20 protein-coding genes are annotated in these 22,203 nt (G+C 73.4%); 7 read left to right on the top strand and 13 right to left on the bottom strand.

Features of this window, described 5'->3' with window-relative positions; translation table 11 throughout:
- Positions 1-124 precede the first annotated feature (124 nt).
- Both F593_RS0111260 and F593_RS24465 read right to left on the bottom strand, forming a co-directional pair.
- Positions 125-1,216, bottom strand: coding sequence for a hypothetical protein (locus tag F593_RS0111260; RefSeq protein WP_022928855.1), 1,092 nt, complete (start codon positions 1,214-1,216; stop codon positions 125-127).
- A 163-nt stretch (positions 1,217-1,379) separates the two neighbouring features.
- Positions 1,380-2,864: an MFS transporter gene (locus F593_RS24465; RefSeq protein ID WP_022928854.1), complete on the bottom strand. Its 1,485-nt coding sequence runs from the start codon at positions 2,862-2,864 to the stop codon at positions 1,380-1,382.
- Between the two features lie 222 nt (positions 2,865-3,086).
- Here F593_RS24465 and F593_RS0111250 point away from each other — a divergent pair, with 222 nt between their 5' ends.
- Positions 3,087-3,551 (top strand): hypothetical protein, encoded by a 465-nt coding sequence (locus F593_RS0111250; protein WP_022928853.1) that lies wholly within the window; start codon positions 3,087-3,089, stop codon positions 3,549-3,551.
- A 74-nt stretch (positions 3,552-3,625) separates the two neighbouring features.
- Here the strand turns inward: F593_RS0111250 and F593_RS0111245 are convergent, their stop codons facing one another.
- Positions 3,626-5,065, bottom strand: a complete 1,440-nt coding sequence (locus tag F593_RS0111245) for an L-fucose/L-arabinose isomerase family protein (RefSeq protein ID WP_022928852.1) — start codon at positions 5,063-5,065, stop codon at positions 3,626-3,628.
- A gap of 155 nt (positions 5,066-5,220) precedes the next feature.
- Here F593_RS0111245 and F593_RS0111240 point away from each other — a divergent pair, with 155 nt between their 5' ends.
- Complete coding sequence (locus F593_RS0111240) at positions 5,221-5,445, top strand: hypothetical protein (RefSeq protein ID WP_022928851.1); 225 nt, start codon at positions 5,221-5,223, stop codon at positions 5,443-5,445.
- 242 nt (positions 5,446-5,687) lie between these two features.
- On the opposite strand, the gene F593_RS28220 is transcribed toward F593_RS0111240, so the two are convergent.
- The 3 genes from F593_RS28220 to F593_RS24455 all read right to left on the bottom strand — a co-directional run bounded on the left by F593_RS28220 (position 5,688) and on the right by F593_RS24455 (position 7,303).
- Positions 5,688-6,248, bottom strand: a complete 561-nt coding sequence (locus F593_RS28220; protein WP_022928850.1) for a MarR family winged helix-turn-helix transcriptional regulator — start codon at positions 6,246-6,248, stop codon at positions 5,688-5,690.
- 129 nt (positions 6,249-6,377) lie between these two features.
- A complete protein-coding gene (locus tag F593_RS0111230) occupies positions 6,378-6,809 on the bottom strand; it encodes a VOC family protein (RefSeq protein ID WP_022928849.1) in 432 nt (143 codons plus the stop codon).
- 116 nt (positions 6,810-6,925) lie between these two features.
- Complete coding sequence (locus F593_RS24455; protein WP_022928848.1) at positions 6,926-7,303, bottom strand: cupin domain-containing protein; 378 nt, start codon at positions 7,301-7,303, stop codon at positions 6,926-6,928.
- Between F593_RS24455 and F593_RS0111220 the strand changes: the two genes are divergently transcribed.
- On the top strand, positions 7,302-8,288 hold the full coding sequence (locus tag F593_RS0111220) for an ArsR/SmtB family transcription factor (RefSeq protein ID WP_022928847.1): 987 nt from the start codon (positions 7,302-7,304) through the stop codon (positions 8,286-8,288). The genes F593_RS24455 and F593_RS0111220 overlap by 2 nt on opposite strands.
- A 21-nt stretch (positions 8,289-8,309) precedes the next feature.
- Here F593_RS0111220 and F593_RS0111215 read toward each other — a convergent pair whose 3' ends face one another.
- A complete protein-coding gene (locus tag F593_RS0111215; RefSeq protein ID WP_022928846.1) occupies positions 8,310-8,969 on the bottom strand; it encodes an IclR family transcriptional regulator in 660 nt (219 codons plus the stop codon).
- Between the two features lie 130 nt (positions 8,970-9,099).
- Here F593_RS0111215 and F593_RS0111210 point away from each other — a divergent pair, with 130 nt between their 5' ends.
- Genes F593_RS0111210 through dapA form a run of 3 tightly spaced genes read left to right on the top strand, consistent with a single transcriptional unit; the run spans position 9,100 to position 13,378 of the window.
- On the top strand, positions 9,100-10,989 hold the full coding sequence (locus tag F593_RS0111210; RefSeq protein WP_022928845.1) for an FAD-binding monooxygenase: 1,890 nt from the start codon (positions 9,100-9,102) through the stop codon (positions 10,987-10,989).
- Positions 10,990-11,008: 19 nt separating this feature from the next.
- Positions 11,009-12,421 (top strand): fumarylacetoacetate hydrolase family protein, encoded by a 1,413-nt coding sequence (locus F593_RS0111205; protein WP_022928844.1) that lies wholly within the window; start codon positions 11,009-11,011, stop codon positions 12,419-12,421.
- A 39-nt stretch (positions 12,422-12,460) separates the two neighbouring features.
- On the top strand, positions 12,461-13,378 hold the full coding sequence (dapA, locus tag F593_RS0111200; protein WP_022928843.1) for a 4-hydroxy-tetrahydrodipicolinate synthase: 918 nt from the start codon (positions 12,461-12,463) through the stop codon (positions 13,376-13,378).
- An 11-nt stretch (positions 13,379-13,389) separates the two neighbouring features.
- Here dapA and F593_RS0111195 read toward each other — a convergent pair whose 3' ends face one another.
- Entirely contained in the window at positions 13,390-14,376 is a 987-nt protein-coding gene (locus F593_RS0111195; RefSeq protein ID WP_157251734.1) for a helix-turn-helix transcriptional regulator, read from the bottom strand.
- A gap of 71 nt (positions 14,377-14,447) precedes the next feature.
- Between F593_RS0111195 and F593_RS24450 the strand changes: the two genes are divergently transcribed.
- On the top strand, positions 14,448-16,316 hold the full coding sequence (locus F593_RS24450) for an amidohydrolase (protein ID WP_084629909.1): 1,869 nt from the start codon (positions 14,448-14,450) through the stop codon (positions 16,314-16,316).
- 87 nt (positions 16,317-16,403) lie between these two features.
- Here the strand turns inward: F593_RS24450 and F593_RS0111185 are convergent, their stop codons facing one another.
- From F593_RS0111185 to F593_RS0111165, 5 genes are all read right to left on the bottom strand, one after another.
- On the bottom strand, positions 16,404-17,075 hold the full coding sequence (locus F593_RS0111185) for a GntR family transcriptional regulator (RefSeq protein WP_022928840.1): 672 nt from the start codon (positions 17,073-17,075) through the stop codon (positions 16,404-16,406).
- A gap of 129 nt (positions 17,076-17,204) precedes the next feature.
- Positions 17,205-18,236: a 3,4-dihydroxyphenylacetate 2,3-dioxygenase gene (gene hpaD / locus F593_RS24445; RefSeq protein ID WP_084629907.1), complete on the bottom strand. Its 1,032-nt coding sequence runs from the start codon at positions 18,234-18,236 to the stop codon at positions 17,205-17,207.
- Positions 18,237-18,264: 28 nt separating this feature from the next.
- The gene (gene hpaE, locus F593_RS0111175; protein WP_022928838.1) at positions 18,265-19,794 is read right to left on the bottom strand and encodes a 5-carboxymethyl-2-hydroxymuconate semialdehyde dehydrogenase; all 1,530 of its coding nucleotides are present in this window, start codon (positions 19,792-19,794) and stop codon (positions 18,265-18,267) included.
- Between the two features lie 96 nt (positions 19,795-19,890).
- Positions 19,891-21,387 (bottom strand): aldehyde dehydrogenase family protein, encoded by a 1,497-nt coding sequence (locus tag F593_RS0111170; RefSeq protein WP_022928837.1) that lies wholly within the window; start codon positions 21,385-21,387, stop codon positions 19,891-19,893.
- A 93-nt stretch (positions 21,388-21,480) separates the two neighbouring features.
- Complete coding sequence (locus tag F593_RS0111165; protein ID WP_022928836.1) at positions 21,481-22,197, bottom strand: SDR family NAD(P)-dependent oxidoreductase; 717 nt, start codon at positions 22,195-22,197, stop codon at positions 21,481-21,483.
- Between the last annotated feature and the right edge of the window lie 6 nt (positions 22,198-22,203).

The raw sequence follows: 22,203 nt of genomic DNA, 5'->3' as shown, positions 1-22,203 counted from the left end.
CGAGCGTCCGTGCGACGCCTGCCGCGGTAGCCACCAACCCATGCCGGCGACCCTAGCAAAGACTGAGACTCAGTCTCAGATAGGGGGCCGACCCGATGGCGCACGTCACGGGCAGCCGGGCAGCTCAGAAGAAGCACCACCCGCTCTTCGGCCGGCCACGGAACGCGCGGCGGACGGCGGGCCGGTCACAGGCGTCGCCCGCGTAGACGAACCGCGGGACGAGGGAGCGGATCGCCACCGCGCCGCGGGGCTCGAGGAGCACGGGCCGGGACCCGCCGCGGCCGTCACCGCCGTCCACGATCCCCCGGTGCCCCAGCCGCGACGGCAGCCGCACCGTCGTCCGGACGCGGAGGCGTGGATCGGAGGAGCCGACGCACGTCGAGAACCGCGGCCAGTCCGGGTTCACGCGGAAGCGGGCGGTGAGAATCCAGGCGTGGCGGCCCCGGCGGACCCGCACCGCGGCGAGGCGCGCAGCGGAGTCGAACGACTCGTCCCCGAAGCAGCTCTGGTCGTCGATGACCACCGGCAGCTCGCGCCGGTCCCGGCGGACCGCACGGCGGTCGAGCACGATCGCTCCCGGGTAGGTGGCGACGGGTGCGTCGGGGTCGGCCGGCGGCTCGACGTCGAGGACGACGTTGACGGGAGCGTCCCGGGCGAACGCGCGCAGGCGGACGAGGTCGGCAGGCGGGATGGTGTTGTAGACGTCGATGGAGACGGCGTTCCGGGTCGTGCGGATCCCCGTCGAGATGTGGCCGGCCTCGAGCGCACCGGGGACCACCGCCGTGTCGACGAGCTCGGCCTGCTCGTCGAGCTGCTTGTAGGTCGAGCGGACGGCGACGAGCCGCACGTCGTTCGTCAGGCCGCGCTTCGCGAGTCGCCGACGCAGCGTCCGCACGATGCGGCGGGTGGCGGGTGCCGGCGCGCCGCTGGCGATCCCGACCTGCAGCCGGCCGCCGTCGCAGTTCGTGTACCAGGCGGACCCCCACACGTCGGCCTCGCCGTAGCGGAGGATGCCGCGCAACGGCGGCTCGGCGCGCGACACCCGGTTCTGCAGGCGGATCTTGGCCCGGGTCGTTCGGGCGCGACACGGCGCGCTGCGCAGCACCGGCAGGCCCAGCTCCTCGCGGAGCGCCGTCGGCCAGCCGATGTCCGGGTCGTGGATGGATCGCGCGTCGGCGGGCGCGGCGCCGAGGAGGGCCGTCAGCACCGCGGCCACAACGGCCGCCGTCCGGGCCGAGCGCGCGCCTGGCCCCCGCCGCCGATCCGGAGTTCCGGCAGCCGCGGCCGCACCTCGTCCGGGTCCACGCACACGCCGCATGGCGCGATCCTCGCACGTGGTCGGCCCCCACGGGCCCGCAGCCTCGGGGCTCAGGCCCCGATCAGGCGGCGCCCTCCGCCGGTCGCCCCGCGGTCCCCGCCGCCGGCGGCCGCGGCGGCGTGATCCGCCGCGGCAGCACGACGGTCGCGATGACCAGGCCGACGGCGAAGAGCCCCATCGCGAAGGTGAACGCGGACGCGTAGCCGTGGACGGAGGCGTCGTTGGCGAGCGTCGCGGTGCGGGCGTGGGTGGCGATGTAGTCCGCCGTGGAGTGGGTGAAGATCGTCGACAGGACGGCGGTGCCGACCGCGCCGCCGACCTGCTGGGAGGTGTTGACCATGGCCGACGCGACGCCGGCCTCGCTGCGGTCGACGCCGAGCGTCGCCGTCGCGAAGGACGGCGCGAACACGCACGGCATGCCGATGCCGAGCATCACGAGGCCCGGCAGCACGCCCCCGGCGTAGGTGGAGGACGGGTCCAGCCGGGTGAAGAACAAGAGCATCGACAGGAACCCGAGCGTCATGCCCGTCATCACGATCGGCTTGACCCCGACGCGGGGCAGCACCTTCGTCTGGATCGTCGGCGCGGTGATGAAGATCATCACGGTCATGGGTAGGAAGCCGACGCCGGTCTTCAACGGCGAGTAGCCCAGGTTCTGCTGCATGAAGTACGTGAGGAACAGGAAGACGGCGAACATCCCCGACGCCGCGACCACGATCGACGCGTAGGCCCCGCCGCGGGCGCGGTCCCACACGATGTGCAGCGGCAGCAGCGGATTCTTGACGCGGCGCTGCGTCAGGACGAACGCGACGAGCAGCACGACCGCCGCGGCCAGCGAGACGATCGTCGTCGGCGCGCCCCACGCATCGCGCTCGGCCTCGGAGAAGCCGTAGACGAGCGCGAACAGGCCCGTGAAGGCCAGGACGCCCCCGGTCCAGTCGATCCGTGGGCGGTGCGCCGGACGCTCGTTCTCGATCAGGCGCAGCGCCACGACCGCCAGCGGGATCGCGATCACGAGGTTGACGTACAGGCACCAGCGCCACGACAGGGTGTCGGTGAGCGCGCCGCCGAGCAGCAGGCCGACGGACGCGCCCGCGGTCGCCACCGCGGCGAAGATGCCGAACGCCTTCGGGCGGTCCGGGGAGTCCGCGAAGGTGACGGTCAGGAGCCCGAGCGCCGCCGGGGCGAGGAGCGCGCCGAAGACGCCCTGCAGGGCGCGGGCGAGCACGAGCACGCCGAAGGACGGCGCCAGACCGCCGAGGAACGACGCGACGGCGAACCCGATCAGGCCGCCGACGAAGGTCCACTTGCGCCCGAACAGGTCGCCGATCTTGCCGCCGATGAGCAGCAGGCTGCCGAAGGCCAGCGCGTAGGCCGTGACGACCCATTGACGGTTGTCGTTCGAGAATCCCAGGTCCTCCTGCGCCGACGGCAGCGCGATGTTCACGATCGTCGCGTCGAGGACGACCATGAGCTGCGCCACCCCGATCAGCGCCAGGATCGCCCAGCGGTTGTGTTGCGGGCCGGCTGACGCTGGGGAGGACATGGGCGGCAGGCTACAAGCATGCTCGCGAAACCCCTTGAGCACGCGGGATGCGGCCCGCGCGCCCGCGTGGACGGCGTTGCCCGCGCCAGTGGCGCCCCTCGCGGGTACATCCCGCTGGCCAGCCGGATCTTCACGGTTCGGTGAACGGCCACGAGCGGACCGGCTGCGACCCTCACGGCGTTCTCACCCCGGGATCGCCGCGCGGATGAGAGCATGGCCGCGATGCGTCCCTTCCCCCGCTCCCCCGTCGCCCTCGTCCTGGCCGCGCTCGCCGTCCCGGTGGTGGCCGGCGCCGCCGCGGCTCCCGCAAGCGCCGCCACGGCGCCGGACGCCTGCGAGCAGGCGCTGAACCCCGAACGCCGCTCCGTGTACCGCTTCAAGGACGGGGGCTCGACCCTGGACTTCGGCCGCGTCGTGGTCACCGCCACGAAGGCGGACCGTCACCGCTACTGCATCCAGGTGCAGTTCGGCGACCGCAAGGTGTTCAACGGGTTCGGCATGTCGAGCGACAAGCGCGTGGACGGCAAGTGGGTGAACGAGGGGGGCATGGGCGATTCCGGGTCCCGCGGCGAGTCGTACACCGCGACCATGCAGGTCCCGGACAAGACCCGCATCAACCGCTCGTACTCCATCCGCCACGAGGGTCGCTGGTACCGGACGATCCAGATCACGCGCTACAACCTCTAGCGCCCCGCGGTGGTCGCGGCGGCACCGGGGTCGCGACCGCAGCCGGTCGCGGCGGGCCGGCCGCGACCTCGGCCTCAGACCTCGCGGAACGGCACCCCGAGCAGGTCCGCCGCGGCGCGGAGCTCCGCGCGGCGGTGGCCGAGCGAGAGCGACCAGTGGTGGCCGATGCCGGTCGCGGACCACTGGTCGACCCACTCGCCCGGGTCGCGACCGAAGTCGACGCGGCTGGTGGTGTTGCCGATCTGCAGCAGCGGGCCCGGAACGACGGTGCCCTCGCTGACGATGAGCGCCAGCGTGCCGTCGCGGTCCTGGCCCAGGCCGACCAGGGTGACCGGGCCGTGCTGCACGTCGAACTCGACGGACACGCCGTAGCCGCGCTTGCCGTGGAACACGCCGAGGCCGCGCAGCAGCGGGTCGCGGCTGGCGACGGCCAGGTGGGCGGGGCCGTCGTGGCCCATCTCGACGACGCCGTCGTCGAAGTTGAGGGACTGGATCTCGCAGAACGACCCGCCCGCGCCGAGCACCTGCGTGACGAGCTGCGCGACCGAGGTGCGCAGCTCGTACTCGCCGGTGGCCGGCAGCCCGCGGGCGGTCAGCAGCGACGCGCCGAGGATCATCCCCGCGCCGAGCCGCTCGTGGAGCTCGCCGTCGAGCCCCCGGTGGTAGTAGGCCAGGGTGTCGAGCGCGAAGTCCTCGACCAGCCGGTCGAGTCCGACCGATACGCGGGCACCCCACGCGAAGTCGTCGTCCTGGACGCTGTCGTCGACCGTGAAGATCTCACGCGCGAGGTCGACCCGCGCGGACACCTCGGCGTCGGTGACCGCCTCGACGCGCACGCGCAGGTCGTCGAACTCGAGCACCTCGACGTGGCTGCCGAAGGTGGCGGGCAGGAGCGTCAGGTCGGTCGAGACGTCGAGCATCCCGGGGTAGACGTGCCCCATCAGCCCGTGGCGGCCGTGGCGGAGCGCAGCGCGGACCTTCGCCGCCCCGATCCACCGCTCGATCCGCGCCCACGCGGCCTCGTGGTGCAGGTGGCCGGAGACGGAGCGGAAGGGGACGCCGGCGCGGCGGAAGACGTTGCCGACCTCGGGGACCGCGCACTGGCCGCAGTACGCGAGCCAGTCGCCGGTGTCGAACGTCGCGTGGTCCATCCGCGCCGTCGGCTGCAGGTCGATCACGAGCACGGGCGTGTTCGCCCGCTGCGCGATCGGCAGCACCATCGAGCTCGTCAGGTAGGTCGTGAGGAACAGGACGATGAGGTCGCAGTCCGCCCGGCGCAGCGCCTCGGCGGCGGCCGCACCTTCCTGCGCGTCGGAGACGAACCCGACGTCGGTCACCTCGGCGTCCATCGCCGCGAACCGCTCCGACACGTGACGCGCCGACGCCTGCAGCTGCGGCAGGAGCCCCGGGAACTGCGGCCAGTACGTGCCGAGCCCGCCGGCGACGAGGCCGATGCGCACCTTGCGCCGGGTGATGGGCGGAAGGCCCGGGAGGTCGGTGCGGGGGTTCGCCATCGCGCCCCACCGTACCGTGATGCTGTCCTCAGGACAACTCCAACCGTCGAGGGGACGGCACCACCGGGACGGCCGAGCGCCGCAGCGCGGCGACGGGCACGGACGCTCGGTCCGCCCCGGCCCACCACTTGCCGTCGGTACTAGCATTCTGCAACATGCGGACGCTGCATCTGCGCAACGTTCCCGACGACGTGGCCGAACGCCTGGAGCGGCTCGCCGCCCGCGACGCCATGTCCGTCTCCGCGTTCGCCGTGCGCGCGCTCGGCGAGGTCTCGCGCAGTGCCGACAATCCCGCACTGTTGGGCGGGTTGCCCGACCTCCGTGTCGACACCACGGATCTCGTCGCCGACGTCGCGTCCGGCCGCCGCGACGCCGCGTGATCGTCGTCGACGCGTCCGCCGCGCCGCTGCCCTCCTGAACGACGGCGAGGCACGGGCAGTCCTCGCCGTGGAGGCTCCTCACCGCCGATGCGCGACTCGCCGCAGCCCCCGGACCGCGGTGCACGATCACCCTCGCCAGCTCGTAGGCGCCACGCGCCTGCCGCCTCCGACCGGACCGCGTGCGACGACGTCCGGAACGCCCGGGCGACGGCGACGCACCCCCGTTCGTCCCGGCGCCCCCGTCAGACGCGGTCGAACGGGTACCGCCGCACGAGGCCGCGGGCGACCTTCGCGAGCAGGACGCGGAGCGTCTCCACCTCGTCCGCGGTGAGGTGGCCGAGCTCGTCGTGCGCGAGTCCCAGCCCGGCCGCGGCGATGCGCTCGGCCGCGTCGCGCCCCGCCGCGGTCATCGTGACCAGCACGGCGCGTTCGTCCGTCGGGTCGGCCACCCGGGCGGTGAGACCCGCCGCCTCGAGGCGGCGCACGATCTTGGAGACGTTCGACGGTCCCGTCTGCAGGGCGTCGGCGAGCACCGTCGGCCGGGTGGCTCCGCCGTAGACCAGCCGGTTGAGGACGAGGAACGCAGGCACGTCATCGGGGAGCGGGAAGGCGCTCGCGTCCATCAGGTCGCGCCGCAGCCGGCCGGAGGCCGCCCACATCGCGAGGTAGTTCACCGACGACTGCAGGTCCTCGACGTCGCCCGGGACGATCGGGTCGTCGTAGGTCGTGCGTCCTTCGGAGGGCCCGGCGGCGGCATCGGCGTGCGGTTCGCGTGCCGGCTGTTCGTCACTGGGTCGACGCATCGGCGGCTCAGGCTACCGGCGGACCGCCCGGGCGCAGGGTTGATCGCCCGGGGGCGCGCGACGGGTACGGGCCGACACGGGACGGGTGCGGGCCGACGCGCGACGCGCCTCGGCCCGGACCCGCCGGCGTCAGGCGGAGGCCGGCTCGACGTCCGCGGCCATGCCCTCGGCCGCGGCCACGGGGTCCATCCACATCAGCTCCCAGACGTGGCCGTCGAGGTCGCGGAAGCTCTCGCCGTACATGAAGCCCATGTCGGTCGGGTCGTTCCACGGCTCCGCCCCGGCGGCCTTCGCCTTCGCGGCCAGGTCCACGACCTCGTCCTTGCTCGCGCACGAGAGCGCCAGCAGGGTCTCCGTCGTGTCGCGCGGGGCGATCTCGTTCTTGATGAAGCCGCGGAACTTCGCCTCCTCCAGCAGCATCACCATGATGTGCTCGTCGATCACGACGCACGCGGTCTGGTCGTCGCAGAACGCCTCGTTGATGGAGAAACCGAGCGCCTCGTAGAAGGCTCGGGCCTTCCCGACGTCCTTCACGGGCAGGTTGGGGAAGATCATGCGCATGGTGCCTCCTCGGCGGGTGCGGGCCGGTGGTCGGCCCTCGTTGGGTGGGTGGTGTTCGGGGTGCGGATCGACGGGACGACGCGTCGTCCCGGATTCGCGGGAAGAGAGGGATGTGGTCAGGTCGGCGGCACGAGGGTCTGGGCGACGGCCTCGGCGGGGTGGATGCTGAACATCAGGAGCGGCGCGTCGCCGGTGTTGCGGTACCGGTGAGGGACGCCCGCCGGAGCGGTGAGGACGCCCCCGGCCGCGAGCGCCACGGAGACCTCCCCCACCCGCAGCTCGGCGGTGCCCTCGAGCAGGACGAAGACCTCGGGGTACGGGTGGATGTGCAGCGCCGAGCCACCGCCGGGCGCGGTGCGGACGACGAAGAAGCTCGCGGCCGGCCTGGCCGCGCCGCCGTCGACGGCGCCCTGGAAGCGCGCGACGCCGGAGCTCGTGGCGAGGTCGTCGAGGGCCGTGACCGCGGGGAGGAGGGGTGACGACGGGGTGACCATGGCTGCGACCTTCCTCCCGTGGACAGCGGCACGCCAACGATTTAGCCTCACCCGAATCGGCGTACGCATCGACTTCGGGCTGCGGGACCTCGCCGCCACGCGGTTCGCGATCTCGGCCGGCTGGGAGCTGGCCGCCAGCCTCACGGCCCTGCGCGACCCCGCACATGCGGCGCTCCACCTCCCGTGGATCGTGGAGGCACGCAGGCGCACATCGGGGCTCGACCTGGGCGAGCCCCTGGCCCTCACGCCGCCGCGCGCCTACATGCCCGACTTCCTCACGCCGCCCCCGGACTCGCCGCTGCCGTCGATCGACGACGACCTCGCGCGCATGCGCGCCACGCCGGCCGCCCAGGTCGCGTGGGAGCTCAACCACATGGATCCGCCGCAGCGCGTGCGCTCGCTCGACGGGCTGGTCGACACCCTCGGGGCCTACTTCGCCCGGGCCGTCGCCCCGTGGTGGCCGCAGATCGTCGCCCTGCTGCAGGCCGATCTGCACCACCGCGCCCGCCGGCTCACGGAGGAGGGGCCGGCGGCGCTCTTCGCCGACCTCCACCCCACGGTGCGCTGGTGCGACGGCACGCTGCTCGTCGACCACCGCCACGACGAGCACCTGCGGCTCGAGGGCCGTGGCCTGGTCCTCGTCCCCTCCGCGTTCGCGACGCGCCTCGGGGTCATCACGCGGAAGCCGTGGCAGCCGACCCTGATCTACCCCGCCCGGGGCGTCGGCCTACTGTGGGACGAGGAGACCACCGATCGCGAGCCCGCGCTGGCCGCCCTCCTCGGGGCCACGCGGGCCCGGGTGCTCGTTGCCTGCCGCACACCGACGTGCACGACGGACGTCGCCGCCCGCCTCGGCGTCAGCCCCGCGAGCGCCTCGCAGCACCTCGCCGTCCTGCGGGACGCCGGGCTCGTCGCCTCGCGCCGCGACCGCCGCCGGGTGCTCCACGCGCGCACGCGGCTCGGCGACGAGCTCGTGGGGCGGTAGGGGCGCGGGCGAAGCCGCGCTCTACCGCAGCGCCGCGCCGATCGCCTCGGCGGCGCGCGCCAGCCGGTGGCCGATCTCGGCCGCGTCCAGCGGCCGACCGACGTAGACGACCGCCACCGCCACGGGGTGCTGTCCGGGCACGGCCAGGGGGACGGCGACGGACGAGAGCCCGGCGATCACCTCGTCGTGGCTCGTCTCGTAGGCGGCCTCGGACGACCCGGGCTGCAGCTGCCGACGGATCGCCCGCCCCGGGGCGCCGGCGTGGATCGAGTGCCGGCTGCCGGGCCGCTGCACGACCGTCGCCGCCCCGTGGCGCGGCTCGACGCTCGCGAGCGTGACGACCTGGTCCTCACCGTCGAGCACGGCGAGGAACGCCGTCATGCCGAGCTCGTTGGCCACGAGCGTCAGCTCCGGCAGCGCCGCGGCCTGCAGGCCGCCGGCGACGTTGCGCGCGAGGGCCGCGAAGCCGGGGCCGAGCGCGAGACCGCCGCCCGCGTCGCGGGTGACCAGCCCGTGGTCCTCGAGCGTGCGGACGATGCGGTAGGTGATCGACCGGTGCAGCCCGAGGCGGCCGGTCAACTCGCTGATCGTCACGGGACCCTCCGCGTCGCCGAGCACCTTCAACGCCTCGATGCCGCGCGAGAGGGTCTGCGAGCCCGTCGGCCGCTTCGCTTCGGTCATGTCGTGATTCTGGCGCGCACGAGGCCTTGCCGGGTGCCGCCGGCTCCGCTACGGTCGGATCCTATATGAGAACGCATCATTCGATAATAGAACGATGCGGCCATGCGGGAAGGGCGTCGAGGAGAGACTCATGCAGTTCCACCATCACGGATACGTCTCCGGGGACCCGCGGGTCCAGCCGGCCGACTCGGCGGCCACCGGGCGCCCCGACGAGCTCCCCGACGAGGTCGACGTCCTCATCGTGGGCGCCGGCCCCGCGGGGCTGATCGCCGCCGCCCAGCTCGCCCAGTTCCCGGGCATCACCACGCGGCTCATCGAGCGGCGGGAGGGCCGCCTCGAGGTCGGTCAGGCCGACGGCATCCAGGCCCGCAGCGTCGAGACGTTCCAGGCGTTCGGCTTCGCCGGCCGGATCACGGAGGAGGCCTACCGGATCACGACGATGTCGTTCTGGAAGCCCGACCCGGAGGACCCGACGCGCATCGCCCGCGCCTCCCGCAGCGCCGACGACCCCGCCGGCGTGAGCGAGTTCCCGCACCTCATCGTCAACCAGGCGCGGGTGCAGGACTACTTCCTCGAGGCCATGCTGCACGCCCCGGCGCGCATGCGGCCGGACTACGGGATCGAGTTCGTCGGCCTCGAGGTGCAGGACGGCGAGGACCACCCGGTGGCCGTGACCGTGCGCCACACGCTGGGCCGCCACGCGGGCCAGGAGCGGACGGTCCGGGCCCGGTACGTGCTCGGTGCCGACGGCGCGCGGAGCCCGGTGCGCCAGGCCATCGGCCGCCGGCTCGAGGGCAAGCAGGCCAAGCACGCCTGGGGAGTGATGGACGTCCTCGCCGTCACGGACTTCCCCGACATCCGCACGAAGTGCGCGATCCAGTCCCACGACGGCGGGAGCATCCTGCTCATCCCCCGCGAGGGCGGCCACCTGTTCCGCATGTACGTCGACCTGGGCGAGGTCGACGAGGACGACGCCGGGCGGGTGCGCAGCACGACGATCGAGCAGATCGTCGCGCAGGCCAACCGGATCCTCCACCCCTACGTGCTCGACGTGCGCCACGTCGCCTGGAGCAGCGTCTACGAGGTCGGCCACCGCCTGACGGACCGCTTCGACGACGTCGACGCCGCCGAGGTCGGCCGGCGCACCCCGCGCGTGTTCATCGCGGGCGACGCGTGCCACACCCACAGCGCGAAGGCCGGGCAGGGGATGAACGTCTCGATGCAAGACGGGTTCAACCTGGGCTGGAAGCTGGGGCACGTGCTCGACGGGCGCGCCCCCGAGACGCTGCTGCAGACGTACTCCGCCGAGCGCCAGGTCATCGCCAAGAACCTCATCGACTTCGACCGGGAGTGGTCGACGCTCATGGCCGCCAAGCCCGGGACGCTCGCCGACCCGACGGCGCTCGAGGAGTTCTACGTCAAGACGTTCGAGTTCCCCGCCGGCTTCATGACGCAGTACGAGCGCTCGCCCATCACGGGCGGCACCGAGCATCAGGAGCGGGCGACCGGGTTCCCGATCGGCAAGCGGTTCCGGTCGGCACCGGTCGTGCGGGTGTGCGACGGCGTGCCGATCCAGCTCGGCCACCACGCGCGGGCCGACGGCCGCTGGCGGATCTACGCGTTCGCCGACGGCGCGGCGGCCGGCGAGGACTCCGCCTTGACCGCCCTCGCCGGATGGCTGCAGGACGCGCCGGACTCGCCGCTGCGGGCCACGCCGCAGGACGCCGACGACGACGCGTGGTTCGACGTGAAGGTCGTCCTCCAGCAGGGGTTCGCCGACGTCGCCCTCGAGCGCGTCCCGGCGGTGTTCCTGCCGCGGACCGGCCCGTTCACCCTCGTGGACTACGAGAAGGTCTACGCGACGGACCCCGAGGACGACATCTTCGGGGCGCGCGGCGTCGACCGGGCGGGCGTGATCGTCGTGGTCCGCCCGGACCAGTACGTCGCGGCGGTCCTGCCCCTGGAGGCGACGGACGAGCTCGCCGCGTTCTTCGCCCCGGTCCTGGCTTCGGGCGGCTGAGACATATAGGATTTCCGATGTGACCCCGCCCGCACCGTCCAAGGTCTTCGCCGTCCACCTGAACTACCGCAGCCGCGCGGAGCAGCGGGGCCGGACGCCGGCGGAGCCCTCGTACTTCCTCAAGCCGCCGTCGTCCGTGACGGGCGACGGCGCGCTCGTCCGCCCCCAGGGCACCGAGCTGCTCGCGTTCGAGGGCGAGGTCGCCGTCATCATCGGCACGCGGGCCAAGGACGTCGCCCCGGAGGACGCCCTCGGCCACATCGGGTGGTACGCCGCCGCCAACGACGCCGGCGTGCACGACCTGCGCTGGGCCGACCGCGGGTCGAACCTGCTCTCGAAGGGCCAGGACGGCTACACGCCGCTCGGACCCGTCGTCGCCGCCGAGGGCCTCGACCCCGCCGACCTGCGGCTCGTGACGCGCGTCAACGGCGAGGTCGTCCAGGACGACACCACGGCGAACCTGCTCTTCCCGTTCGCCGACCTCGTCGCCGACCTCTCGCGGTTCTTCACCCTCGAGCCGGGCGACGTCATCCTCACGGGCACGCCGACCGGCACGGGGGTCGTCTCGCCCGGAGACGTCGTCGAGGTCGAGCTCGTCGGCCACGGCTCCGTCACCAGCACGGTCGTCGAGGCCCCCGAGCCGCTCAAGCCCTACGGCGCCCTTCCGAAGACGACCGCGGCCGCGCGGGCGTTCGCCACCGGGATCAACGCCCCCCGCCCCGTGACGCTCACGGACGACGCGAAGGCGCAGCTGCGCGAGGTCTCCACGGCCACCCTCACCGTGCAGCTCGCGAAGCGCGGCGTGCAGGCCACGTTCCTGACGGGGCTGCGCCCGAGCCGCCCCGACCTGCGGATGGTCGGCTACGCCCACACCTTGCGCTACGTGGCGTTTCGGCAGGACATCCGCGACGCCGGCAAGGGCAAGGAGGACGCCCAGAAGCAGGCCGTCGAGTCGATCTCGCCCGAGGACGTGCTGATCATGGAGGCCCGCGGCGAGCGCGGCGCCGGCACGATCGGCGACATCCTCGTCGCCCGCGCGCTCGCCCGCGGCGCCGCCGGCATCGTCACCGACGGCGGCGTGCGGGACACACCCGGCGTCGCCGAGCTCGAGCTGCCCACGTACTTCCAGCTCCCCAACGCCGAGTCGCTCTGGCTCAAGCACATCCCCCTCGACGTGGACACGCCGATCACCTGCGCCGGCGTGCTCGTGATCCCGGGCGACGTCGTCGTGGGCGACGCGGAGGGCGTGATCGTCCTGCCCGCCGCGTTCGCGGAGGAGATCGCGCACGACGCGTGGGAGCAGGAGCAGCGCGAGGCCTTCGCGCTCGAGCGGGTCCAGGCCGGCGAGTCGATCCGCGGGATCTACCCGCTGGGCGACGCCCGCCGCGCCGAGTACGACGCCTGGCGCGCCGCCCGCGGCCGCGCCGACTGATCCGCCCCCACCCCCGCAAGCACCACCCGAGAGGACCCCGTGAGCACCTACGCCCGCAACCCCGACGCCGTCCGCGGCTCCATCACGCCGCTCGTCACGCCGTTCCTCGACGACGGGTCGCTCGACCTCGACTCGATCCCCAAGCTCATCGACTGGCAGATGGAGCGCGGCACCCACGGCATCTCCGTCGGCGGGTCGACCGGCGAGCCGACCTCGCAGACCGTCGCGGAGCGGATCCAGGTCATGCGCACCGCCGCAGAGGCGCTCGGCGACCGCGGACCCTTCCTGCCGGGCACCGGCACGGCGCTCATGGACGAGACGCTCGAGCTGACGGCTGAGGCGCAGCGCCTGGGCGCGGCGGCCGCCCTCGTCGTCACCCCGTACTACGGGCGGGCGCAGCAGGAGGGGCTGTTCCGGTGGTACTCCCGCATCGCGCAGGAGTTCCCGGAGATGCCGATCATCGCCTACAACGTGCCCGTGCGTGCGGCCGTGGACATCACCCCCGAGACCGTCGCCCGGCTGCGGCGCGCGCACGACAACATCGTGGGCATCAAGGAGACGACGCGCGACTTCGAGCACGTGTCCTACGTCCTGAACCTCTGCGGGACGGACTTCATCGCGCTCTCCGGCATCGAGCTGTTGAACTACCCCATGCTCTGCCTCGGTGGCCGCGGTCACCTGAGCTGCATGGGCAACTTCGCGCCCGAGCCGTGCGCGGAGCTCTACGACGCGTTCGTCGCCGGCGACCACGCCCGGGCGCAAGAGCTGCACTACGCCCTGCACCCGCTCGTCGACGCCGCGTTCGCCGAGACGAACCCCGTGCCGGCCAAGTGGGTCATGCACGAGCTGGGCCTGATTCCCTCGGCGCACGCCCGTATCCCGCTCTCGCCGCTGAGCGCCGACGGCGAGGCCCGCGTCCGCGAGCTGCTCGCGGGCACCGCGGTCACCCTGCCCTAGCGGGCCCGCGCTCACGCGTCCAGCAGGAGTCCCTCAGCCACCGCGCGCGCCGCCGCCGCGCCGCGCGTGGGGGTGCCGAGGCGCTCCAGGATGTTCCCGAGGTGCGTGGCGACGGTGTGGCGGCTGACCTGCAGCCGCTCGGCGATCTCGGGGTTCGTGAAGCCGTCGGCGATCAACGCGACGACCTGCAGCTCGCGCCGGCTCAGGGTCGGCGTGGCCGGCGCGAGGCCCACGAGCAGGGCGCCGTCCGCCCCCGGGTCGCCCGGTCGCACGACGACGACCTGGGCGAGCCGGCCCGCGGGGTCGTCGACCAGGAACCCCGCGACCCCCGGTCCGATCGGCGCGCGCAGACGCGCGCGGGCCAGGAGCGCGGACCCCGGCGCGAGCTGCTCACAGACCGGACGGTCACCCAACGCGGTGATCTCCCCGTCGCGGTGCAGCACCACGGCGGGCATCGCCGGCGGCAGCGCCGCGGCCACCGACCGCAGGGACGCCGTGACGTCGACGATCTCGGCCAGGAACGGGCCGGCCAGCACGACCGTCGCAAGCCGGGCCTCGTCGTACGGGCCGCCCTCGAAGGTGTTGAGGCTCAGCACGCCGGTGTACCGGCCGTCCGCCGTGAAGAGGCAGTGCGTCAGCCCCTCCTGGAACCGGTCCAGGGCGAGGACGCCGTCCATCGCCGGGCGCCGGCGACGGACGTCCGAGAGCCGCAACGGCGCCCGGGTGCGGCGCGCGAGCTGGTAGCCGGCGTCCCGGGCGATGTCCCCGCTGCCGTCCGCGAGGTCGTCGGCGACGTAGCCCCACCGCTCGACCGGGCGGTGCTCGCGGCGCACCGGATCCCACGCGGCGAGGACCACGGCGTCGCACCCCGTGACGGCGGCCACGGCGTCGAGGGCCCGGTGGACCCGGCCCGGACCGCCGTCATGGCGCACGGCCTCCGTCGCGACCGCCGCGACGGCGCGGGCCTGCTGCATCGACACCGCGAGTGAATGGTTCATATAGGGGATTGCATGCTAATCCGCTAACGGCGAGGTTGGGAAATCCCATCACCTGAGCCCGAGGAGGGCACATGCGGTCAACCATGGATCGGCGCCGGTTCGTCGCCGGCGCGACAGCCGTCGCCACCGGCGGCCTGCTGTCGACCGGATCGGCGACAGCCGCCACCGGGCGCCGGCGCAAGCCCCGGCTGCGCACCGCCGACCTGCTCATCGTCAACGGCAGCGTCCTGACGCTCGACCGGCGGTTCCGCGTGGACCAGGCGGTCGCCGTCCGCGACGGCGTCGTGCTCGCCACGGGCCGCACCCGCGACCTGCGGCGCCTGGCGACGCGGAAGACGAAGGTCATCGACGCCGGCGGCGGCACGGTCATGCCCGGCATCAACGACTCCCACCTGCACTTCAGCGGCTTCGGCCTGGCGCTGCCGCCGCTGACGCTGGGCGTCGACACCGCGTCGATCGACGAGCTCGTCGCCGCGGTGCGCAGCGCGGCCTCGGAGGCCGGCCCGGGCGACTCCTGGATCCGTGGCAGCGGCTGGAACGAGAACCGGATCGGCCGCGCCCCGACCCGCCAGGACCTCGACGCGGTCTCGGGCGAGCACCCCGTGATCCTGACCTCGTTCGACTACCACGCGGTGGTCGTGAACTCGAAGGCGCTGCAGCTCGCGGGCGTCACCCGCGACACGCCCGCGCCCCCCGGAGCGGTCATCGAGAAGGACGCCGCCGGCGAGCCGACGGGCGTGCTGCGCGAGGGCGCGGCCGGCCTCGTCCGCCGGATCGTGCCGCCGTTCAGCGAGGAGGAGAACCAGAAGGCCCTGATCAACGGCCTCGGCTTCCTGCACGCGCTGGGCATCACGAGCCTGACGGATCCGGGCATCGACCTGGGCAGCCTGAAGCGCCTGCGGGCGTTGTCGCGCGACGGCCGGCTGCCGATGCGCCTGACGCTGCTGCTCAGCGCCGGCGCCTCCCTGGCGTCGGCCCAGGAGATCCTCTCGGGCTACCGGCCGTCCAAGGGCGACGACGAGCAGCTGCTGCGCGTGGCGGGCATGAAGGTCTTCGCCGACGGCATCCCGACGGCCGCGAAGACCGCGTGGCTGAAGAAGCCCTACCTCGACGGGACGAACGGGTCCCTGACGGTCGCGGGCGCGACGCCCGCCGAGCAGCTCGCGACCCTGGAGGCGATCATCCGCCTGGCCCACCGCAAGGGCATGCAGATCGGCGCGCACGCCACGGGCGACGCCGCGATCGACGCGGTCGTCGCCGGCTACCTCAAGGCGATGCGCGCCCACAAGCGCAAGGACCCGCGGCACTACGTGATCCACGCGGACCTGACGCCGCGCGACACGCTGAAGCAGATGGCCAAGCACGACATCGGCGCGAACATGAACGCGTCGGTCAAGTACCTGCTGGGCCGCACGCTCGACGGCGTGATCGGGCCCGAGCGCACGGACTACCAGTGGCCGTACCGCTCGGCGCTGGACGCGGGTGTTCGGGTCTCGAGCTCCTCCGACGCCCCGGTCACGCCGCCGGACTGGCGGCAGGGCATCGAGGGCGCGGTCCTGCGCCGCGGGCAGTTCGGCGGCGTCGCCGGGAAGGACGAGCGCATCACGATGCGCGAGGCGATCCGCTCCTACACGAGCACGCCGGCGTGGCAGGACCGGGCGGAGTCGTGGAAGGGCATGCTGCAGCCGGGCTACGCCGCCGACATCGTCGTCCTGGGCGACGACGTGCTGCGCACCCGCCCGGACAAGGTGACCGACATCGACGTGACGACGACCCTCGTCGCGGGCAAGGTCGTCCACGAGCGCCGGGGGAGCGCCCGCGCGGCGCTCGCCAACTCGCGGCTCAGCGCGTCGTCGAGCCGGGCGCACGCGAAGGCCTGCCTCGACGCCGGCGGCTGCTGCTGCAGCCTCTCGAAGGAGATCATGGCCGGCAACGTCTGACCCGCCAGTGCGGCCCGGCGGCGGCGCCTCACGCGCCGCGCCGGTCGCTGCCCCGACGTCCGCGGGGCGACCGCGGCGCCCCGGGAACTACCCGCCGTTGCGGGCCTTCCAGTCGTGGAAGCTCGCCACGGTGTGGAGTTTGTGCTCGCGCGCCGCGGTCTCGATCGCCGTGGCGTCCGCCCCGTCGCGCAGCAGGGCGACGAGCGCGCGGTGCTCCTCGACCGACGCGCGGCCGCGGTACGGGATCTGGACGAAGACCGTCTGGCGGATCACGGCCAGGCGGTCGTTCACGTCGCGGACCATCCGCACCAGCGACGGGTTGGGGCAGCGCTCGTGGAAGACCTGGTGGAACTGCTGGTTCAGGCGGCCGAAGCTCAGCGCGTCCATCGCCTCCATCGCCTCGACCATCTCGTCCGTCGTCGCGTCGAGCCGGGTCAGGTCGGCCTGGGTCAGGAGCGGGGCCGCCAGCGCGGTCGCGTAGCCCTCGAGGACGGCGAGGACCGACATCTCCTCCTCGAAGACGGCCGGCTCGGCGGGGGCGACCTGGGCGCCCGCGTTGGGCCGGTAGACGACGAGCCCCTCGGCCTCGAGCCGGCGGATCGCCTCGCGGACCGGCAGGGCCGAGACGCCGAACTCCTCGGCGATCGTGTCGATGACCACCCGGAACCCGGGGCCGTACTGCCCCGAGACGATGCGCTCGCGGACCGCGACGTACACGCGCTCCTGCTTCGTCTGACGCGCGGGCTTCACGGGGGGCACCCGCGCATCATCCCACGCGACCGTATAGGAACGGCGTCGGGATCCTCTGCCGCGATCCCGACGCCGTCGTGCCGCCCCGCGCGCGGGACGCGACGGCGTCGTACCGCCCGCGCGCGGGGCGCGGGGCCGCTAGGCCAGGACCTCGGAGTGCTGCGCGCGCTCGTCCACCCCGGACGCGCGGGTCTCCACCGTGGCGCCTTGGGCGTCCAGCAGCAGGGACGACTCGTCGTACCACGAGTCCGGGGCCTTCGTGCCCCAGAAGGAGCGGCAGCGCTCGTCGTTGACGGACCACCGCAGCGGCTTGTGGTCCGGATCGCCCGTGTAGTAGTCGCAGGCGTAGAGCTCGATGCGGTGGCCGTCCGGATCCCGCAGGTAGACGAAGAACGCGTTCGACACGCCGTGGCGCCCCGGGCCGCGCTCGATCGCCTTCGCGTAGCCGGCGGCGGCGAGCTGGTCGCAGGCGCGCATGATGCCGCCGGTCTCGCCCACGTACAGCCCCAGGTGGTGCAGGCGCGGACCGCGGCCGGCCGTCAGCGCGACGTCGTGCACGCCGGGCTTGCGGCGCAGCCACGCCCCGGTGACCGTCTCCGTCGCCGCGTCGTCCGTGGAGATGTACTCCGAGCAGAGGAACCCGAGCTCCTGCCAGAACCGGAACGCCTCCTCGACGTTCGGCACGTGCAGGTTGAAGTGGTCGAACCGCATGATCGGCGCGCCGCGCTGGATGTCGAAGCGCTGCAGCAGGACCTCCTCCTGCTCCATCGCGTGGAAGAACTCGAGCGGGTAGCCGAAGGGGTCGGTCACGCGCAGCGCCCGCGACATGCCCGCCAGGTCGCCGTCGGTCCACGACGTCGCGAGACCACGGCGGTCGAACTCCTGCTGCAGCAGCTCGAGGTCGGCGTCGCGCCGCACCCGGAAGGAGAGGCGGCCCACGCCGGCGACGGGACCCTGGCGCAGCACGACCGAGTGGTGCCCGCGCTCCTCCCAGCCGCGGAAGTACGCGGCGTCCTCGGTGCGCTCCGTCAGGACCATGCCGAGCAGGTCCCCGTAGAAGTGCACCGAGGCGTCGAGGTCGGTCACCACGAGCTCGCCGTAGGCGCAGCGCATGATGTCGAAGGGCGTCTCGCTCGGCCCGGTCGCCAGCAGCTCGTTCACGTTGCTCATGGTTCTCCTCGCGGTCGCCCGGGGGCGCCTAGTCCTGGTCCCCGAGACCGAGCTTGGGGATGTGGTGGGAGCCGAGCGCCACGTGGACGATCTCGGTCTCGCAGTAGAAGTCGAAGGCGTAGTCGCCGCCCTCGCGCCCGATGCCGGACGCCTTCACGCCGCCGAAGGGCGTGCGCAGGTCGCGGACGTTCTGGGAGTTGATCCAGCACATGCCCGTGTCGATCCGGTGGGCCACGCGGTGCGCGCGCTGGATGTCGTTCGTCCACACGTACGCGGCCAGCCCGTACTCCGTGGCGTTCGCCAGGTGCACGGCCTCGTCCTCGTCGTCGAACGGCATCGCGACGAGGACGGGCCCGAAGATCTCCTCCTGGAAGACCTTGGACCGCTCCGTGACGTCGGCGATGACGGTGGCCTGCAGCCAGTTGCCCTCGTCCATGCCCTCCGGGACCTCGCCGCCGGCCAGGACGCGGGCGCCCTCGTCGCGGGCGGACTGGATGTACTCCAGCACCCGGCCGTGGTGCTCCGGGCGTATCAACGGCCCGAGCTCGGTGGCCTCGTCGAACGGATCGCCGACGCGGATGTTCTTCGCGCGCTCGGCGATCGCGGTGACGATCTGCTCGTAGATCGGACGCTGGACCAGCAGCCTGGAACCCGCGGTGCAGCGCTGGCCGTTGAGGGTGAAGATCTGCGCGAGGGCGGCGTCGACGGCCTGCTCGGGGTCGGCGTCCGCGAACACGACGACGGGCGACTTGCCGCCCAGCTCGACGGAGCTGCGCTTGAGCGTCGGCGCGCCGGCCGCGATGATCGTCGACCCCGTCGTCGTCTCGCCCGTGAAGCAGATGAGGTTGACGCCCGGGTGCTTCGACAGGGGCGCGCCGGCCGTCTCGCCGTAGCCGTGGACGACGTTGAACACGCCCTCGGGCACCCCCGCGTCGTGCAGCACCTCGGCCAGCAGCGTCGCCGTCAGCGGCGACCACTCCGCCGGCTTCAGGACGATCGTGTTGCCCGCCGCCAGCGCCGGGGCGATCCGCCACGTCGAGAGCATGAGCGGTGCGTTCCAGGGCATGATCATCCCGGCCACGCCCACGGGCTTGCGGATCGTGTAGTTCACGAACTCGTCGCCGACCTGGAACGACTTGCCGGTCAGCTCGGGGAAGACGTCGGCGTAGTAGTCGAAGTTCTTGGCGGCCCGGGCGGCGAGGCCCTTCATCTGCTTCACCGGCATGCCGATGTCGCGGACCTCGCGCTCGATGAACTCGGCGGCGCGGTCCCGGATGCCGTTGGCGATGCGCCGCAGCACGGCGGCACGTTCATCGGCCTTCATGTGGGGCCACGGGCCCTCGTCGAACGCCCGGCGGGCGGCGGCCACGGCCAGGTCGACGTCGGCCGCCTGACCGTCCGCGGCCTGCACGAGCACGGCGTTCGTGGCGGGGTCGAGGCTCTCGAAGGTCCCGCCCGCGACGCTCTCCCGGAACGTCCCGTCGATGAAGTGCCGCTGGAGCCCGAGCTCGGTCGTGCGGGCGATCTCGAGGGGCGGTGCGGGCTGCGTCTGGCTCATGGTGTTCCTCCGGAACGTGCGGACACGATGATCATATACGATTTCCTTGCTGCCCCCTGGGGGTGCGGCGGGAGGCCCGCCGCACCGCCTGCCAGGTCAGAAGGAGATGACCACCGTCTTCTCCTCGGTGTTCGCCTCGATGCCCGCGAACCCGAGCTCGCGCCCGATCCCCGAGGTCTTCATGCCGCCCCACGGCAGCCGCGCGTCCGGCGCGCCCGGGCCGTTGATCCACACGCTGCCGGCGCGGAGGCGCGCGGCGACCTGGTGCGCGACGGAGAGGTCGCCCGTCCAGAGGTATGCGCCGAGGCCGTAGGCCGTGTCGTTGGCCTGGCGGACGGCGTCGTCCACGTCGTCGAACGGGATCACGAGCCCGACGGGCCCGAAGATCTCCTCGCGCGCGATCCGCAGATCGTTGCCGCCGCTCTCGCGGGCCGCGAACACCGTGGGCTTGACGAAGAACCCGTTGCGGTCGAGGCCCCCACCGCCGGCGGCCAGCTCGGCGCCCTCGTCCTGGCCGGCCGCGATGTAGCCGTTGACGCGGTCGAACTGCTTGCGGTTGATGAGCGCACCCATCGTCGTGCCCTCGTCGAACGGGTCGCCGAGCGTCACGCCGTTGGCGGCCTCGGCGAGCCCGGCGACGACGTCGTCGAAGACCTCGCGCGCGGCGAAGATCCGGGTGCCGGCCGCGCAGATCTCGCCCTGGTTGGCGAGGAACCCGCCCGCCACGCCGGGGATCACGGCGGAGAGGTCAGCACCCGGCAGGATCACCTGCGGGCTCTTGCCGCCGAGCTCGAGCGTCACGCGGCGCATGTCCTGGGCGCACTGCACGCCGATGCCGCGCCCGACCTCCGGGCTGCCGGTGAAGCTGATCTTGTCGACGCCGGGGTGCGAGACGAGCGGGGCGCCCGCGTCGACACCCAGGCCGGGGAGGACGTTGAGGACGCCGGCGGGGAACCCGACCTCGTCGGCGAGCTGGGCGAGGTAGAGCGCCGTCAGGCACGCGTCCTCGGCCGGCTTGAGCACCACGGCGTTGCCCGCGGCCAGGGCCGGGGCGAGCTTCCACGAGGCGATCATCGTCGGCGCGTTCCACGCGACGATCGCGCCGACGACGCCGACGGGCTCGCGGCGCGTGTAGGCGAACCGCTCGCGGCCGAACGCGGGCGGCGGGGTGAGCGCGCGGCCGTCGATCTTGTCGGCCCAGCCCGCGAAGTGGCGGTAGACGTCGATCGTGTTGGGGATGTCCACGGCGCGCGGCTCGAAGGCCGGGCGCCCGATGTCGAGCGCCTCGAGCGTCACGAACGTCTCGGCGTCGCGCTCGATCGCATCGGCGAGCCGGTGCAGGAGCACGCCGCGCTCGGCGCCGCTCATGCGCGACCAGGCCCCGCCGTCGATCTGGGCCCGGGCGGCCCGGACGGCGTGGTCGACGTCCGCGGCCGTCGCGGCCGCGACGTCGACGATGCGCTCCTCGGTGGTGGGCGCGATGACGGTGAACGTCCCGCCCTCCGCCGCGTCCTGCCAGTTGCCGTCGATGTAGAGCTGGGTGGGGACCGCGGGGACCTGGACCCCGGCGATGGTGCTCGTGGTGGTGCTCATCTGGTGCTCGCCCTCGTTCGATTCCGTGCGGATGATCCTATAGAATTTCCTATTGCCAGCGGCGCTTTTTCGCGTGAGCACCGCGGCCCTGGCTCACGCCGGCAGCGACGAGCGCGCGGTCGTGCCGAAGTCCGCGAGCAGGTGCGTGCCGTTGACCGGCGCGGACGCCGGCGAGGCGAGGAACGCGACCTGCCGGGCGACGTCCTGCGCCGTCTGCACCGGGAAGGCGGCGCTCGCGAAGCCGTCCTCCACCACGCCGAGGTCCGCCCGCGACATCGGGGTGTCGACCACGGAGGGGCACACGCAGTTCACGCGGATCCCGTCGTCCGCGAGGTCGACGGAGAGGGCGCGCGCCAGCATGAGCAGTGCGCCCTTCGAGGCGCAGTAGGGCGCCATGCCCGGGGCGGCCACGAAGGCCGAGTCCGAGGCCAGCATCACGATCGCCGCGGCCGGTGCCGCCGCCAGGTGCGGGGCGGCGTGCTTGGCCACGAGGAACGGGCCGCGCACGTTCACGGCGAAGACGGCGTCCCAGTCGGTCACCGACACCTGGGTGACCGGCGTGCCGACCGGGCCGGAGATCCCGGCGCAGCACACGACCACGTCGAGCCCGCCGTGCAGCGCGGCCGCCCGGTCGACGGCCGCGCGCACGGCGTCCTCGTCCGTCACGTCCGCCCGCAGGTCGACGTCGCCGCGCAGGTCGAGCGTCAGGACCCGCGCCCCCTCCGCCGCGAACAGCTCGGCGCAGGCCCGGCCGATGCCCGAGCCGCCGCCCGTGACGAGCACGGAGCGGCCGGAGAGGGCGAGGTCCATGGTCGC

The sequence above is a fragment of the Patulibacter americanus DSM 16676 genome (genome assembly GCF_000420025.1).
Lineage (GTDB): Bacteria > Actinomycetota > Thermoleophilia > Solirubrobacterales > Solirubrobacteraceae > Patulibacter > Patulibacter americanus.
Note: the sequence above shows the minus strand (reverse complement) of the source record. Positions and strands in the feature narration are given on the sequence as shown.

Coding starts and splice junctions, on each gene's coding strand:
- F593_RS0111240 (WP_022928851.1), top strand. CDS start 5,221: ATGCGGACGCTGCATCTGCGCAACGTTCCCGACGACGTGGCCGAACGC.
- F593_RS24455 (WP_022928848.1), bottom strand. CDS start 7,303: ATGGTCACCCCGTCGTCACCCCTCCTCCCCGCGGTCACGGCCCTCGAC.
- F593_RS0111250 (WP_022928853.1), top strand. CDS start 3,087: ATGCGTCCCTTCCCCCGCTCCCCCGTCGCCCTCGTCCTGGCCGCGCTC.
- F593_RS0111245 (WP_022928852.1), bottom strand. CDS start 5,065: ATGGCGAACCCCCGCACCGACCTCCCGGGCCTTCCGCCCATCACCCGG.
- F593_RS24465 (WP_022928854.1), bottom strand. CDS start 2,864: ATGTCCTCCCCAGCGTCAGCCGGCCCGCAACACAACCGCTGGGCGATC.
- F593_RS24450 (WP_084629909.1), top strand. CDS start 14,448: ATGCGGTCAACCATGGATCGGCGCCGGTTCGTCGCCGGCGCGACAGCC.
- F593_RS0111165 (WP_022928836.1), bottom strand. CDS start 22,197: ATGGACCTCGCCCTCTCCGGCCGCTCCGTGCTCGTCACGGGCGGCGGC.
- F593_RS0111215 (WP_022928846.1), bottom strand. CDS start 8,969: ATGACCGAAGCGAAGCGGCCGACGGGCTCGCAGACCCTCTCGCGCGGC.
- F593_RS0111210 (WP_022928845.1), top strand. CDS start 9,100: ATGCAGTTCCACCATCACGGATACGTCTCCGGGGACCCGCGGGTCCAG.
- hpaD (WP_084629907.1), bottom strand. CDS start 18,236: ATGAGCAACGTGAACGAGCTGCTGGCGACCGGGCCGAGCGAGACGCCC.
- hpaE (WP_022928838.1), bottom strand. CDS start 19,794: ATGAGCCAGACGCAGCCCGCACCGCCCCTCGAGATCGCCCGCACGACC.
- F593_RS0111195 (WP_157251734.1), bottom strand. CDS start 14,376: ATGAACCATTCACTCGCGGTGTCGATGCAGCAGGCCCGCGCCGTCGCG.
- F593_RS0111230 (WP_022928849.1), bottom strand. CDS start 6,809: ATGCGCATGATCTTCCCCAACCTGCCCGTGAAGGACGTCGGGAAGGCC.
- F593_RS0111220 (WP_022928847.1), top strand. CDS start 7,302: ATGGCTGCGACCTTCCTCCCGTGGACAGCGGCACGCCAACGATTTAGC.
- F593_RS0111170 (WP_022928837.1), bottom strand. CDS start 21,387: ATGAGCACCACCACGAGCACCATCGCCGGGGTCCAGGTCCCCGCGGTC.
- F593_RS28220 (WP_022928850.1), bottom strand. CDS start 6,248: ATGCGTCGACCCAGTGACGAACAGCCGGCACGCGAACCGCACGCCGAT.